Genomic DNA, 15103 nt, shown 5'->3' on the forward strand with positions numbered 1-15103 from the left:
CGGCAACCTTCGGTTGCCGTTTTGCTTTACGTTTTGTCACCGGGCTTTTGTTTACCCGCGTAACGCGTTCTTCGCTAAACGCGCGTCTTCCGCCTGGCATGCCGCTGCGGTGAACAGCACGTCCGTTGAGGAGTTCAGCGCGGTTTCGCAGGAGTCCTGCAATACACCGATGATAAAGCCGACGGCCACTACCTGCATGGCAATCTCATTCGGGATACCGAACATATTGCACGCCAGTGGGATCAGCAGCAGCGAACCACCCGCCACACCCGATGCACCACACGCACACAGCGACGCCACCACGCTCAGCAACAGCGCCGTGGGCAGATCGACCGGAATGCCCAGCGTATGCACAGCCGCCAGCGTCAGCACGGTAATGGTAATTGCCGCACCCGCCATATTCACGGTCGCACCCAGCGGGATGGAAACCGAGTAGGTGTCGCGATCCAGATTCAGCTTCTCCGCCAGCGCCATGTTAACCGGAATGTTTGCCGCAGAGCTGCGGGTGAAGAACGCATACACACCGCTCTCGCGCAGGCAGGTTAACACCAGCGGATACGGGTTACGGCGGATCTGCCAGAACACCAGCAGCGGGTTAATCACCAGCGCAACCAGCAGCATGCAACCAATCAGTACCACCAGCAACTGCGCATAGCCCAGCAGTGCGCCAAAGCCGGTGGTCGCCAGCGTGGAAGAGACCAGACCGAAGATGCCGATTGGCGCAAAGCGAATCACGATTTTGACCATAAAGGTCACGGCGTTCGACACGTCGTTGACCAGGTTTTTCGTTGTTTCGTTGCCGTGACGCAGGGCAAAACCAAGACCGATCGCCCAGACCAGGATGCCGATGTAGTTAGCGTTCATCAGTGCCGTAATCGGGTTAGAGACCATGCTCATCAGCAGGCCGCGCAGCACTTCCACAATACCGGATGGCGGGGTGATATCACCCGCAGCGCTGGTCAGGTGCAGCGAGGACGGGAACAGGAAGCTGAAAACGACGGCTGTTAAGGCTGCAGAGAAGGTGCCCAGCAGATACAGGAACAAGATAGGGCGAATGTTGGTTTTTTGTCCGTGTTGATGATTGGCAATTGACGCCATGACCAGCATCAGCACCAGCACCGGTGCCACGGCTTTCAGTGCGCCAACGAAAATGGTGCCAAGCAGCCCCGTCGCTTCCGCAGCCGGTTTTGACACCATTGCCAGCAGAATCCCCAGTACCAGCCCTACCAGAATTTGTTTAACGAGACTGCCTTGCGCCAGGCGCGCAAAGAGACCAGTTGATTGTGTGCTCATAAAAATTCCTAAGTGAAATTGCGTTCCATCCTTTATGTGCTCTAAGTCACATTTATGTCCGGATGTAAGAAAATGTTTGCCTGGTTGAGTATAGGGAAACCGGATGCGGAGGGAAGCGTAAAATGCTGCATTTTACGTGTTGCGTCATAGTTTTTAACTATTCATTTACAAAAGTGTGCTGACCCTCTCCCTGGGGGAAAGAGGGCCAGCGTAAAGGCAGCAGGAAGGACCGTAATTACTCCACCTGTTGCTTCTTATCGTGCTGACGATTAACCCAGGTATTGATAAGCAACGTCACGATCAGAATGCCAAACACCACACCGAGCGAGATAGCGATAGGGATGTGGTAGAAATCGACAATCAGCATCTTGATACCGATAAACACCAGAATCACCGACAGACCATATTTCAGCATTGAGAAGCGCTCAGCCGCGCCTGCCAGCAGGAAGTACATGGCACGCAGACCGAGGATGGCGAACAGGTTAGATGTCAGCACAATGAACGGGTCAGTGGTGACCGCGAAGATAGCCGGAATGCTGTCTACCGCGAAAATCACATCGCTCAGCTCAACCAGAATCAGCACCAGCAGCAGCGGCGTGGCAAAAAGCAGGCCGTTCTTACGCACGAAGAAGTGCTCGCTCTCGATCTTGTCGGTCATGCGCAGATGACCACGGATCCACTTCACCAGCGGACGGTCGCCAATGGCGGAGCCATCTTCTTTTGCCAGGGCCATTTTGATCCCGGTGAACAGCAGGAATGCGCCGAAGACATACAGCAGCCATTCGAACTGCGTGATCAGCCAGCTTCCGGCGAAGATCATAATCGTACGCAGGATAATCGCACCCAGCACGCCGTACACCAGCACGCGACGCTGCAGGGCCGCAGGCACGGCAAAGTAGCTGAACAGCATCAGCCAGACGAAGACGTTATCGACCGCCAGGGCTTTTTCAATCAGATAGCCGGTGAGGAACGCGAGCGCCTGAGGATCGGCAACCGCGCGGCCTTCCGTTGAGGCCAGGTACCACCAGAAGGCAGCACAGAAGAGCAGGGAGAGGGTGACCCACACCAGTGACCAGGCCGCAGCCTGTTTCATGGTCATGCCATGTGCGCCGCGACGCCCCTGCAAAAAGAGGTCGATCGCCAGCATGATGAGCACGAGAACCGCGAATCCGCCCCACAACATGGGAGTGCCGACAGAATGCATACTATTTTCCTTACACATAAAAAACAAAAACGGCCATGGTCAGAAGACGATAGCCGTTAGCTTTTTATGCATAGACCTCGCCTTCCGGCAAGGTCTCACTTACAACCAAAAAGACGGGCTTTTTGATTGCCCGGCGACCGGATGCGGTTTTGCACGCATCGTAATGACGATCCACCGGCAAGGAAGTTACTCCCCTTTGCAGGTAACAAAATATGTCAGACCAGTGATTTCGTCAATGGTCTGCACCGTTTCATTACACAGCTTTACGCGATAGCTTCTGCGCCCACGCCATCTGCAGGGAAGACCACGCCGGTTTGACGGCGGATCTCGGTTTGCAGTTTCGCCGTGGTGCGGCTGACCGCCAGCCCAGGGTGATTCACTTCGTTGTCTTCCACCAGACGGGCGAAGACCTCTGCCTCATAGAGCATAGTGTTAATATGCTGAGGCTGCGTCAGCTCCTGCGCTTTGCCGCCGCGTGGGACAATGCTCAGCTTCTGACACTCGGAAATCTTCTCGATAACCAGTGAGCCCGCTTCGCCCTGAATTTCGCTGGGCAGAACGGAATCGCTCACCTTGGAGTGCTGCAGCGTAACGCTGAAATCACCGTAATCCAGCACCACGATGCCGTGCGCATCCACACCGCTTTCCAGCAGGCTGGCCGTGGCGGTGACGCCGTGCGGCTCGCCCCACAGCGCAACGGCAGAGGCCAGACAGTAAAAACCGATGTCCATAATCGAGCCGTTAGAGAAGGCCGGGTTAAAGGTGTTCGGGTTTTCACCGTCCAGATAACGTTGATAGCGCGACGAGTACTGGCAGTAATTAATAAACGCTTTACGCACTTTGCCAATCTTCGGCAGAGACTGCTGTAACAGCAGGAAGTTTGGCAGGCTGGCGGTTTTGAACGCTTCGAACAGCACCACCTGATTGTCGCGGGCAAGCTGAATCGCGGCTTCCACTTCCTGAATGTTCGAGGCCAGCGGCTTCTCGCAAATCACATGTTTTTTATGGCTAAGAAACAGCGACGTTTGCGGAAAGTGCAGGGAGTTTGGGCTGGCGATGTAGACCGCGTCAATGGCGTCACTTTGCGCCATCTCATCGAGCGACGTGAACAGATGTTCAACCAGATAGTCGTTCGCGAAACTCTGCGCCTGCTCCAGGCTGCGGGAATAGACTGCGGTGAGCTTAAATTTGCCGGTTTCATGGGCGGCGTCGACGAACTGGCGGGTGATCCAGTTCGTGCCAATAACTGCGAAACGTATCATAAACGTTTACGTACTCCGTAGCAGGGAACCTTTAGCCACTGTAGCACGTGATTATTGCAAAACCAGTGCGCTACTGCGCATTACTCTTTAACGATAAATGCGTAAGCCATAAACGGGTATCGAACTCCAGCTGGTGGTACTGAGGCTCCATATGGCAGCACAGAGAATAGAAGGCCTTGTCGTGCTCTTTTTCCTTCAGGTGTGCCAGCTCATGCACCACGATCATCCGCAAGAACGCTTCCGGCGCGTGACGAAACACGGTGGCAACGCGGATCTCCGCTTTCGCTTTGAGTTTGCCGCCCTGAACACGGGAAACGGCAGTGTGCAGGCCGAGCGCGTTTTTCAACACATGGATCTTGTTGTCGTACATCACCTTGTTGATGGGTGGCGCGCTCTTCAGATAGGTGTTTTTCAGATCCTGGGTATACTGCCAGAGCGCCTTATCGGTCGCGAAGTCATGCGTACCCGGATAGCGTTTTTCCAGCACCGCGCCCAGCTTTTGCTCGGCAATTAAGCTGCGAACCTGAGAAAGTAAGTTCTCCGGGTAGCCCTGGAGATAAGTTAGTTGGTTCATCAACGCCCCAATTTGACAATAAAACGGGTATACTCACGCACCCTTTTCAGGGATAACGCCGAAATTTTACCATTCAGGAGGGCCGATGAGCCACTTAGACAACGGTTTCCGTTCACTCAACCTTAAACGTTTCCCGGAAACGGACGACGTTAACCCGCTTCAGGCGTGGGAAGCGGCGGATGAATATCTGCTGCAACAGTTGGATGACACTGAAATCAGCGGCCCGGTTTTGATCCTGAATGACGCGTTTGGCGCGCTGGGCTGTGCTCTGGCAGAACACACGCCTTACAGCATCGGTGATTCCTACCTGAGCGAGCTGGCGACGCGGGAAAACCTGCGCCACAACGACATCGACGAATCCAGCGTTAAGTTCCTCGACAGCACCGCGGACTATCCGCAGGCGCCGGGCGTGGTGCTGATCAAAGTGCCGAAAACAATGGCGCTGCTGGAACAACAATTGCGCGCACTGCGCAACGTCGTTACCCCACAAACGCGTATTATCGCGGGGGCCAAGGCGCGTGATATCCATACCTCAACGCTGGAACTGTTCGAGAAAGTGCTCGGCCCAACCACCACGACGCTGGCCTGGAAAAAAGCGCGCCTCATTAACTGTACTTTCAGTGCCCCCGAACTGGCCGACGCGCCAGAAACCCTGAGCTGGACGCTGGAAGGCACTGACTGGACAATCCACAACCACGCGAACGTCTTCTCCCGCACCGGCCTTGATATCGGGGCGCGTTTCTTTATTGAAAATCTGCCGGATAACCTGGAAGGCGAAATCGTCGATCTGGGCTGTGGTAACGGTGTGATTGGCCTGACGCTGCTGGCGAAGAACCCTGAAGCGAGCGTTGTATTTAGTGATGAGTCGCCGATGGCGGTGGCCTCCAGTCGTCTGAACGTTGAAACCAACATGCCGGACGCGCTGGATCGCTGCGAGTTTATGATTAACAACGCGCTGTCGGGCGTTGAGCCGTTCCGCTTTAATGCCGTGTTCTGTAATCCCCCGTTCCACCAGAAACACGCCCTGACGGATAACGTCGCCTGGGAGATGTTCCACCATGCACGCCGCTGCCTGAAAATTAACGGCGAGCTGTATATCGTGGCGAACCGTCACCTGGACTACTTCCACAAGCTGAAGAAGATCTTCGGTAACTGCACCACGGTTGCCACCAACAACAAGTTCGTGGTGCTGAAATCCGTCAAGCTGGGTCGCCGCCGCTAACGCGGGGCGCTGAGTTTACACCGGCCTGCCTCGCGTGCAGGCCCGGTGAGCGTTGCGTCACTCAGAGACTCAAGGCCAGCGTTGTGCCCTGCGCAATGGCGCGTCGCGCATCCAGCTCCATCGCCACGTCGCATCCGCCGATCAGGTGCACCGTTTTTCCCGCCTCACGCAGCGGATCCACCAGATCGCGCTTCGGCTCCTGACCCGCACATAAAATCACATGATCCACCTGCAGCAGCTGCGGCTCACCGCCGATCAGCACGTGCAGCCCCGCGTCATCGATCTTCTGATAGCTCACCGACGGTATCATCTTCACCCCGCGAGAGAGCAGGGTTGCGCGATGGATCCAGCCCGTGGTTTTGCCCAGTCCTTCACCGGGTTTGCTGGCTTTACGCTGCAGCATGACGATCTGACGCGGGCTTTTCGGCAGTTGGGGTCCTTCCGGTCGCAAGCCGCCGGACTGGTTAAGGCTGGTGTCGATACCCCATTCCACGCAGAAGTCGGCAATGTTCTGGCTGGTGGGTTCGCCGGGCTGACTTAAGTACATCGCGGTATCGAACCCGATCCCGCCGCAGCCGATGATCGCCACTTTTGCCCCCACCGGCGCTTTGTCACGCAAAACGTCCAGATAGCTCAGGACTTTCGGATGATCGATGCCCTCGATCGCAGGCCTGCGTGGTGCGATCCCGCTCGCCAGGATCACCTCATCGTAATCCATTACATCCGCCGGGTTTACAAACTGGTTGAGGCGCAGATCCACGCCCGTCAGGTCGATCATTCGGCGGTAATAGCGCAGGGTTTCGTAAAATTCTTCTTTGCCCGGGATCTGTTTGGCGATATTGAACTGCCCGCCAATCTCAGCGGCGGCATCGAATAACGTCACGCTGTGGCCGCGCGAGGCGGCATTCACCGCAAACGCCAGACCCGCCGGGCCGGCACCGACCACGGCCAGGCGTTTTTTATGCACCGCCGGGAAAATCGGCATTTTGGTTTCGTGGCAGGCGCGGGGGTTGACCAGACACGAAGTGACCTTGCCAACAAAAATCTGATCCAGACAGGCCTGATTACAGCCGATGCAGGTGTTAATCTCATCTGCACGCCCGCTCTGCGCTTTGGAAAGCAGCTCGGCATCTGCAAGGAACGGACGCGCCATGGAGACCATGTCGGCATCACCGGCGGCGATCACATTTTCCGCCACCTGAGGGTCGTTAATGCGGTTAGTGGTCACCAGCGGGACAGACACTTTCCCTTTCAGCTTGCGCGTGACCCAGCTGAACGCCGCGCGTGGCACCGGCGTGGCGATGGTCGGAATACGCGCCTCGTGCCAGCCGATGCCGGTATTGATGATGGTCGCGCCGACCGCTTCAATCGCCTGCGCCAGCTGTACGGTTTCGTCGAACGTCCCGCCGCCCTCCACCAGGTCGAGCATCGACAGGCGGTAGATAATAATAAAATCCGCCCCGGCACGTTCACGCACGGCGCGCACCACTTCCACTGCAAAGCGCATGCGGCGCGCGTGATCGCCACCCCACTCATCGTCGCGCTGGTTTGTGCGGGCCGCGAGGAATTCGTTGATCAGGTAGCCTTCCGAGCCCATCACCTCAACACCGTCATAGCCCGCTTCACGCGCCAGCGCTGCACAGCGGGCGAAGTCGTCAATCAGCGTCAGGATCTCATCGTGGCTGAGGGCATGGGGCGTAAAGCGGTTAATCGGGGCCTGAATGGCCGACGGTGCGACCAGATTCGGTTGATAGCTGTAACGCCCGGTGTGCAGGATCTGCAGGGCAATTTTCCCGCCCTCCCGGTGAACGGCGTCAGTGACCACGCGATGATGCGGCAGCTGACTGGCGTCGTTCAGCACCGCACCGCCTTCCATCCCCACGCCAGAAGGCGCAGGGGCCACCCCGCCGGTAACAATCAGCGCCACCCCGTGACGTGCGCGCTCGGCATAGAAGGCCGCCAGACGTTCGGCCCCGTCCGGATGTTCTTCAAGCCCGGTATGCATTGAGCCCATCAGCACGCGGTTTTTAAGGGTGGTGAACCCCAGATCGAGGGGGGCAAATAACGACGGGTAGTGGCTCATAGTCTCTTCCAGTGTAAAATTATTGTTATGTGGTCGGATGAGTTACTAATTTAGCCAGCGATGAGTAAAAGGGAAAAGGGGAATGCGGCGATTGTGATGGGATTCAAATATTGGTGTGGCCTGATGCCCTCTCCCTGAGGGAGAGGGGGCGTTATAGCTCTCAGGGAGAGGGGGCACGCACTAAGCCCGGTGCCTGCCACATCGATGTCGTCAGTCCGCTGTCCACCAGCCCAAGCTGGTCGGCATAAACGGCCTGCCACTTCTGCATCATACCGTCATACAGCTCCCGGTGCGCCGGGTTTGGCGTGAACTCGCGGCTCCACTTCACCAGCCGTTCGCCTGTCGCCGCCATATCCGAAAACAGCCCGGCTCCCGTTCCGGCAGCAATCGCACAGCCCAGCGCTGTCGCCTCTTTCACTTGCGGGACGCGTACCGGCAGACCGGTCACGTCGCTTAAAATCTGGCTCCACAACGCGCCTTTCGAGCCACCGCCTGCAAACACCAGACCGTCGAACGTTACCCCTGAGAACCGTGAGATCTGCGTCAGGTTACACGCCGAGACAATTGCCGCGTTCTCTTCCAGCGCACGGAACAGCGTGGCTTTGTTGCATTTTTCCGGGTCGATAGAGAGGTTAATAAACGACGGCGCGGCGTGATACCACTGCTTGAAGTGCATAGCATCTGAGAAGATCGGCATAACACCGTGTGAACCGGCAGGCACGCGGCTGGCCATCTCCTCAAGCAGGGAGTAAGTGTCCATTCCCATCCGCTCCGCGATGAGTTTCTCTTCCGCGCAGAAGGCGTCACGGAACCAGCGCATGGTCAGGCCGGTAAAGAAGCTGATCGACTCCGCCTGCGCCATGCCGGGGATCACATGCGGATTCACGCGGATGTTCATCTCCGGGTCGGTGCGTACCTGCGGCAGGTTGACCACCTGCTGCCAGAAGGTACCGCCCAGCACGGCCGTTTGCCCGGCCCGCACGACGCCTAACCCAAGACAGCCAAGCTGCACGTCGCCACCGCCCATCACCACCGGCGTGCCTTCGCGCAGGCCGCTCTGCTGTGCGGCATCTTTGGTGATCGTACCGAGCACGGTACCGGTCTCCTTCACCGGAGAGAGGATATCGGCACGCAGCCCGGCCATGTCGAGCAGCGCCGGACGCCAGTCGCGGGAGAAGAGATCCAGCATACCGGTAGTCCCGGCATTGGACGGATCAACGGCCAGCTCGCCGGACAGTTTTGCCGCCAGCCAGTCGCTTATCATGGTGATCGTGGCGGCTTTGCGGTAGATGTCCGGACGATGGTGCGCCAGCCACAGCAGGCGCGGCATGGCGCTCAGGGCCAGGGTTTGGCCAGAGACGTCATACACTTCGGATTCAAAACGGTAGTCGTGGATCTCTTTGAGTTCGGCTACCTCGCGGCTGGCGCGGGCATCGACGTTGGCGCACGCCCAGATGGCGTCGCCGTTGCGGTCATACAGCACGATCCCCTCGCGCATTGAGCAGCAGGCCACGGACTGGATATCCGCTGCGCTCAGGTGGGCGCGCTCCAGCGCCTGATGAATACACTGGCAGGCGAGCCGCCAGTTAATGTCGAGATCAAACTCCATCGAGCCCGGCACATTCTCCACGCTCAGGTGTTTCCACTCGGCCTGGCCGACGGCAACCTGGTTGCCCTGCAAATCGAAAATTACGGCGCGAACGCTGCCTGTCCCTGCATCTAACGCTAAAAGGTAACTCATGAGCATGCCTCGTGTCAGGCGCAGGACAGGCTCTTAGCTCGCCAGAGCCAGCACCGCGCGGGCTGTCGTCTCCTCCGTCACCAGGCCATTAATACGGCGGCCTTTGAGTGCGGCATAAATCGCATCGGCTTTCTCTTCACCTCCGGCCACGCCAACGATGGTGGGCAACTGCGCCAGTTCATCGAGCGTGACGCCCAGTAATTCCCGGTGGATCTCCAGCTCGTGCACGCATTCCCCTTCGGCGTTCAGGAAATAGCCGAGGATATCGCCCACCGCCCCTTTACGGGCGTACATCAGCTGTTCACCTTCGCTGATATAGCCGGAGCGCAATATGGTGGCGTCCCGGCGCTGGTTCACCGAACCAATGCCTACCACCGCCACATCGGCCGCGGCGGCGGCGAGGATCACGTCCCGCACGCTGGATTCGCGTTTTAGGATCCCGGCCACTTCGGCGGAGGAAACGCGAAGCGGGGCGGGGATCATGCTGACGCTGCAGGCGGCATCAAGCTGACCGATGCCCGTCATATACGGCCCAACACCGCCGGAGAGCGTCACCAGGCGGATCTGCTGCGAGCTGATAAAACCGCTTAAGTGCTGCAGGCTGCTCATGGTGGTTTCACCAAATCCCACCGCCAGCAGCTGGCCGGGCTCCAGCACGCCCATCAGCGATTGTGCCGCACCAATGCCCAGCCGGACATTCATGGGCGGGGTATTCAGGGCCGGCAACACGCGAACCAGCTTGAGCCCGAAGCGTTGCTGCAGCTCGGTTTCCAGCGCCAGACACCCCTCATAACGGGAGTTGATCTGCACGCGGATCACCCCGGACTGGCGTCCTTTCTCCAGCAGACGCGAGATCTTCAGGCGCGGCAGTCCGAGCCGCTCGCCGATGTCATTCTGGGTTAATCCGTCGTGGTAGTAGCACCAGGCGACGCGGGCAACCAGCTCCTCTTCCGCCAGTGCCAGCCCGGCAAAACGACCTTCTTCCGCAGTGCGTTTATCGCTCATAATTGAACTCTTATAAAAATTTAGATCATATGTTCGTGATCGCGCAGAAAGAAAGTGTGAACCACGCGACAAAACAGATCTTTTAGATTGATTTGTGTCTGTGTGGATCTTAATCGATAAATTTGTGATCCCTGCACGGTTCTAAATATAGTTCACCGTCTACGCTTTTGAACATTATTAAATCTAAAAATCATTTGTTCAATAGCGGAGCGATAATGACGCCACTTATCGAAGCACGTGATATCAGCAAGCAGTTCTCCGGCGTACCGGTCCTGAAAGGTATTCATTTCACGCTGCTTGCGGGTCAGGTGCATGCGCTGATGGGCGGTAACGGCGCGGGAAAATCAACGCTGATGAAAATCATCGCCGGGGTGGAAACGCCGGACAGCGGTGAACTTTCGGTTGACGGCCACGCGTTTGCGCGGCTTTCGCCCGCGCAGGCCCACAGGCTGGGGATTTATCTGGTGCCGCAGGAACCCCTGCTTTTCCCCAACCTGACGGTGCGGGAAAACATCCTTTTCCGCCTGCCGCGTGAGGCCGGTATGGGGGAACGGCTGGCGGAGAAACTCCAGCAGCTGCAGTGTCAGCTCAATCTTGATGCCACCGCCAGCACCCTTGTAGTGGCGGATCAACAGATGGTGGAGATCCTGCGCGGCCTGATGCGTAACGCGAAGATCCTGATCCTTGATGAACCCACGGCGTCGCTCACCCCGGGGGAAACCGAACGGCTGTTCCGCCAGATCCGCGCGTTGCAGGCGCTGGGCGTCGGCATTGTTTTTATCTCGCACAAATTACCGGAGATCCGCCAGCTGGCGAGCCACGTCTCGGTAATGCGCGACGGCGCGATCGTGCTCAGCGGTGAAACTGCACAGTTTGACGATAACGCCCTGATTGCGGCCATGACGCCGGTGAGCCGCGAAAAAGGATTAAGTGATGCACAAAAACTGTGGCTGGCGCTGCCGGGCAATCGCCGCACGCAGCCGCAGGATTTCCCGGTGCTGCGGGTGGAAGAGCTTACCGGTGAGGGATTTATCGATCTCAGCATGGAAATCTATGCCGGGGAAATAGTTGGCCTCGCCGGGCTGGTCGGCTCCGGGCGCACCGAATTTGCGGAAACGCTGTATGGGCTGCGCCCGGTGCGCGGTGGACGAGTCTGGCTGGAAAATCAGGAAATAACCGGCGAACCCGTGGCGGCACGGCTGGAGAAAGGGCTGGTCTACCTGCCAGAGGACCGACAGGTTTCCGGCTTGTTCCTGGATGCGCCGATTCGCTGGAACACCGTGGCGCTGAATGAGCCCTCGGTCTGGCAGCAGCGCAAACGGGAGTCGGCGGTGGTGGAGCGCTATCACCGGGCGCTGGGGATCAAGCTTAACCATGCGGATCAAACCGTGCGCACGCTTTCCGGCGGCAACCAGCAGAAGGTGTTGCTGGCGCGCTGTCTGGAGGCGAACCCGCTGCTGTTGATCGTCGATGAACCGACACGCGGAGTGGATGTGTCGGCGCGGGCCGATATCTATCAGCTCATCAAAAGCGTGGCGGCGCAGAACGTGGCGGTGCTGATGATCTCAAGCGATCTGGATGAGTTCCCCGGGCTTGCCGATCGCGTGCTGGTGATGCACCAGGGCGTGCTGAGCGGCGAGTTGTCCCGGCACGCGGTCAGTCTCGACAGAATGATGGCGCTGGCATTCGGAGGGCAGTCATGAAGACCTTACTGAAAAATCGCGAACTGAGCGCGTTCATCGCCATTCTGGCGTTGTTCGCGGTGCTGGTGGGGCTCAATCCGGCCTATTTCAGCCTGCAAACGCTGGGGATGATCTTCGCCAGTTCGCAAATCCTGATCCTGCTGGCGCTCGGCGCCGCGCTGGTGATGTTGACCCGCAATATTGATGTTTCCGTCGGCTCTACCGTCGGGCTGTCTGCCATTGCCGTGGGGGTGGCTCTGAACAGCGGCTACACCCTGCCGGTATCGATCCTCTTTGCGCTGTCGATTGGCGCACTGGCGGGAGCATTTAACGGTTTTCTGGTGGTGGGGCTGCGTATTCCGGCAATCGTGGCCACCCTCGGCACGCTGGGCCTCTATCGCGGGGCGATGCTGCTGTGGACGGGAGGAAAGTGGATTGAAGGGCTACCGCCGAGCCTGAAATCGCTCTCTGAACCTGCCGCTATGGGTATTTCACCGCTCGGAATGGGCGTGGTGTTTTTAGCCGCGGTCGGCGCATGGACGTTGTCGCGCACCGCCTTCGGACGCGATTTCTACGCCGTGGGCGACAACCTTGCCGCCGCACGCCAGCTGGGCGTGGCGGTGAACCGGACGCGAATGATCGCTTTTACGCTGAACGGCATGCTGGCCGCGTGTGCGGGGATTGTCTTCGCTTCGCAGATTGGCTTTGTACCTAACCAGACCGGCAGCGGGCTGGAGATGAAAGCCATTGCCGCCTGCGTACTCGGGGGGATCTCTCTGCTGGGCGGTACCGGGACGCTTATTGGCGCCTTACTGGGGGCTTTTTTCCTGACTCAAATCGACACCGTGCTGGTGCTGTTCAGGCTGCCCGCGTGGTGGAATGACTTTATCGCCGGGCTGGTGCTGCTCGGTGTGCTGGTGCTCGACGGGCGTTTGCGCCAGGCGCTGGCCCGGCATCAGCGGGCACTCAAGTACAGCCGCTTCCAGCCCGGTAACAAAGGGGGGAAGCATGTCACCCCGTTTACGAAACACAAAAAAGAGGTGGCGTAAATGAAGCTTAACTGGGAAAGCGCGCTGCTGATATTACTGGTGCTGGAAATTCTGCTCTTTGGGGCCATCAATCCGCGCATGCTCGATATCAACATGCTGCTGTTCAGCACCAGTGATTTTATCTGCATTGGCATTGTGGCGCTGCCGCTCACCCTGGTGATCATCAGCGGCGGCATTGATATTTCTCTCGGTTCGACCATCGGCCTGTGTGCCATCGCGCTGGGGGTGATGATGCAGGCGGGCTGGCCGATGGCGCTGGCCATACCGTTGACGCTGCTGCTCGGCCTGCTGTGCGGTCTGGTCAACGCTGCGCTGATCCACTACACCGGCATCAGCCCACTGGTTATCACCCTTGGCACGCTCTATCTCTACGGCGGTGGCGCACTGTTGCTCTCCGGCATGGCGGGGGCGACCGGTTACGAAGGCATCGGTGGCTTCCCGGACAGCTTTACCGCGTTCGCTAATCTCACGTTCCTGGGGTTGCCAATCCCGCTGGTGCTGTTCGCCGTGATTACCGTCTTCTTCTGGCTGATTACCCATCGCGGACGCTTTGGCCGCCATCTGTTTTTGATTGGGCAAAACCCGCGCGCGGCGCGCTATGCGGCGCTCTCGGTCAACGGGATGCCCTACGCCCTGTATGGCCTGGTGGGCGTCGCTTCGGCCATTGCTGCGCTGGTGATGGTCTCCTATTTCGGTTCGGCGCGTTCGGATTTGGGACGCGATTTACTGATGCCTGCACTGACCGCAGCGGTCCTCGGCGGCGCCAATATCTATGGCGGTTCGGGGTCGGTAATCGGTACGGCCCTGGCGGCGTTGCTGGTGGGGTATCTGCAGCAGGGTTTACAGATGGTCGGCATCCCCAACCAGGTGTCGAGCGCGCTGTCAGGGGCGCTGTTGGTTGTGGTGGTGATGGGACGTTCACTGAGTTTGCACCGTGAATGGGTGCGCTCTCTCCTCACAAAACATACCCGGAGCGTAAGATGAAAACAAAACTGATAGTCCTGGCGATGGCACTCAGCTTCGCGTCGGCACAGGCCGCGGACCGCATCGCCTTTATCCCCAAGCTGGTGGGCGTTGGCTTCTTTACCAGCGGCGGCAATGGCGCGAAAGAGGCGGGTAAAGATCTCGGCGTGGACGTCACCTACGACGGCCCGACCGAGCCCAGCGTCTCAGGCCAGGTGCAGCTCATCAATAACTTCGTTAACCAGGGCTATAACGCCATTATCGTTTCGGCGGTGTCGCCGGATGGCCTCTGCCCGGCGCTGAAGCGCGCGATGCAGCGTGGCGTCAAAGTTCTGACCTGGGACTCCGACACCAAACCGGAATGCCGCAGCATCTACATCAACCAGGGCACCCCGGCGCAGCTCGGCGGCCTGCTGGTCGACATGGCCGGTAAACAGGTCACCAAACCGAATGCCAAAGTGGCGTTCTTTTACTCCAGCCCGACCGTTACCGACCAGAACCAGTGGGTGAAAGAGGCGAAGGCCAAAATCGAGAAAGATCATCCGCAGTGGCAGGTCGTGACCACGCAGTTTGGCTATAACGATGCCACCAAATCGCTACAAACCGCCGAGGGGATCTTAAAAGCGTATCCGGATCTGGATGCGATCATCGCCCCGGATGCCAACGCCCTGCCGGCAGCGGCGCAGGCGGCGGAAAACCTGAAGCGAGAAGGGGTGGCGATTGTCGGCTTCAGCACGCCTAACGTGATGCGCCCGTACGTAGAGCGCGGCACGGTGAAAGCCTTCGGCCTGTGGGATGTGGTGCAACAGGGCAAAATTGCGGTCAATGTCGCCGATCGGTTGTTGAAAAAAGGCGATCTTAACGTTGGCGACAGCGTGGACGTGAAAGATATCGGTACGCTGAAGGTCGAGCCGAACAGCGTGCAGGGCTACCAGTATGAAGCGAAGGGCAACGGCATTGTGCTGCTGCCGGAGCGGGTGGTGTTTACCAAAGAGAACATCAACAAATACGATTTCTGACGGGGG

Annotated in this window: 12 protein-coding genes; 5 read left to right on the top strand and 7 right to left on the bottom strand. The window is 58.4% G+C overall.

Annotated features, from left to right (window positions below; translation table 11 throughout):
• Positions 1-51 precede the first annotated feature (51 nt).
• From sstT to QE396_RS20110, 4 genes are all read right to left on the bottom strand, one after another.
• Positions 52-1293 (bottom strand): serine/threonine transporter SstT, encoded by a 1242-nt coding sequence (gene sstT / locus QE396_RS20095; RefSeq protein ID WP_014171722.1) that lies wholly within the window; start codon positions 1291-1293, stop codon positions 52-54.
• A 235-nt stretch (positions 1294-1528) separates the two neighbouring features.
• Positions 1529-2497 carry a TerC family protein gene (locus QE396_RS20100; RefSeq protein WP_309952241.1) on the bottom strand — a complete coding sequence of 323 codons (969 nt, stop codon included), beginning with the start codon at positions 2495-2497 and terminating at the stop codon, positions 1529-1531.
• 263 nt (positions 2498-2760) lie between these two features.
• Positions 2761-3759, bottom strand: coding sequence for a Gfo/Idh/MocA family protein (locus QE396_RS20105; protein WP_014171720.1), 999 nt, complete (start codon positions 3757-3759; stop codon positions 2761-2763).
• Positions 3760-3829: 70 nt separating this feature from the next.
• Positions 3830-4333: a YgjP-like metallopeptidase domain-containing protein gene (locus QE396_RS20110; protein ID WP_025202954.1), complete on the bottom strand. Its 504-nt coding sequence runs from the start codon at positions 4331-4333 to the stop codon at positions 3830-3832.
• An 85-nt stretch (positions 4334-4418) separates the two neighbouring features.
• On the opposite strand from QE396_RS20110, the gene rlmG reads away from it, so the two are divergent.
• Positions 4419-5555, top strand: a complete 1137-nt coding sequence (gene rlmG, locus QE396_RS20115) for a 23S rRNA (guanine(1835)-N(2))-methyltransferase RlmG (RefSeq protein WP_020883578.1) — start codon at positions 4419-4421, stop codon at positions 5553-5555.
• 61 nt (positions 5556-5616) lie between these two features.
• On the opposite strand, the gene QE396_RS20120 is transcribed toward rlmG, so the two are convergent.
• From QE396_RS20120 to lsrR, 3 genes are all read right to left on the bottom strand, one after another.
• Positions 5617-7638: an NADPH-dependent 2,4-dienoyl-CoA reductase gene (locus QE396_RS20120; RefSeq protein ID WP_309952244.1), complete on the bottom strand. Its 2022-nt coding sequence runs from the start codon at positions 7636-7638 to the stop codon at positions 5617-5619.
• A gap of 160 nt (positions 7639-7798) precedes the next feature.
• Entirely contained in the window at positions 7799-9379 is a 1581-nt protein-coding gene (lsrK, locus tag QE396_RS20125; protein ID WP_309952246.1) for an autoinducer-2 kinase, read from the bottom strand.
• A gap of 33 nt (positions 9380-9412) precedes the next feature.
• Entirely contained in the window at positions 9413-10384 is a 972-nt protein-coding gene (lsrR, locus tag QE396_RS20130) for a transcriptional regulator LsrR (RefSeq protein ID WP_020883581.1), read from the bottom strand.
• A 215-nt stretch (positions 10385-10599) separates the two neighbouring features.
• Between lsrR and lsrA the strand changes: the two genes are divergently transcribed.
• Genes lsrA through lsrB form a run of 4 tightly spaced genes read left to right on the top strand, consistent with a single transcriptional unit; the run spans position 10600 to position 15097 of the window.
• Entirely contained in the window at positions 10600-12087 is a 1488-nt protein-coding gene (gene lsrA, locus QE396_RS20135) for an autoinducer 2 ABC transporter ATP-binding protein LsrA (RefSeq protein WP_309952249.1), read from the top strand.
• Entirely contained in the window at positions 12084-13115 is a 1032-nt protein-coding gene (gene lsrC / locus QE396_RS20140; RefSeq protein WP_020883583.1) for an autoinducer 2 ABC transporter permease LsrC, read from the top strand. Before lsrA ends, lsrC begins: the two co-directional genes overlap by 4 nt.
• Complete coding sequence (gene lsrD, locus QE396_RS20145) at positions 13116-14099, top strand: autoinducer 2 ABC transporter permease LsrD (protein WP_014171712.1); 984 nt, start codon at positions 13116-13118, stop codon at positions 14097-14099.
• Complete coding sequence (gene lsrB, locus QE396_RS20150) at positions 14096-15097, top strand: autoinducer 2 ABC transporter substrate-binding protein LsrB (protein WP_025202959.1); 1002 nt, start codon at positions 14096-14098, stop codon at positions 15095-15097. The genes lsrD and lsrB overlap by 4 nt, the downstream gene beginning before the upstream one ends.
• Positions 15098-15103 lie beyond the last annotated feature (6 nt).

Source organism: Enterobacter sp. SORGH_AS_0287 (assembly GCF_031453695.1).
GTDB lineage: Bacteria > Pseudomonadota > Gammaproteobacteria > Enterobacterales > Enterobacteriaceae > Enterobacter > Enterobacter ludwigii.